The organism is Noviherbaspirillum sp. ST9 (assembly GCF_048799745.1).
In the GTDB taxonomy this organism is placed as follows: Bacteria; Pseudomonadota; Gammaproteobacteria; order Burkholderiales; family Burkholderiaceae_D; genus Noviherbaspirillum.
Window position 1 is genome coordinate 1 of the sequence record NZ_JBLWFR010000164.1, and the last position, 566, is coordinate 566.

At 44.5% G+C, this 566-nt stretch carries 1 protein-coding gene; it reads right to left on the bottom strand.

Annotated features, from left to right (window positions below):
* Nucleotides 1-249: hypothetical protein (locus ACNOHI_RS25320; protein ID WP_420477489.1), on the bottom strand; the 249-nt coding region annotated here is incomplete at its 3' end.
* Nucleotides 250-566: the final 317 nt, after the last annotated feature.

Consider the following 566-nt stretch of genomic DNA (forward strand, 5'->3'; position numbering starts at 1 on the left):
GACTTTTGCGACAAAAAGCTCTTTTGATAGTAGCTTGATAACGCGTTGGGGCTTCGACCTGGCGAAGTCATCATATTGGCCTTGATTCAAAGTGAAGAATAGCCGTCCCTTCTCTGCACGTACATCATCCGGCAGGTTTGCGTAATCAATTTTATCATATACCGGATATAACTGCGGTTTTGCGCTGCTTACCTGAGCAGTCACATAGTGTCCAACAACAGCAAATATGCAGGCCAGAAAATATTTCATTAACGGATCATTACGAATGGTAAACTAATCTGTGAACTATTGGTATTACGGTAAACGATGCTCGACAAAATAGGCCCAGGGGTATCATTAGCATAATCAAAGAACTGCATATGCCGGTAGATGTCAGAAGGTGTTGATGGCATCGTTACGTTTCCGCAACGGGGGATGGGGAAACGGCTGTCGACCAGTTTATAGATATTCGTTAGGGGAGATGACATATCGTAGGTCTCCACATACGCCCCAAGCCGCTGATTCTGAAAAGTGGTTTTCTTCTCGTTCGTCGAAAATGTTCTCGAATGAAGTAACCTGACGGTGCA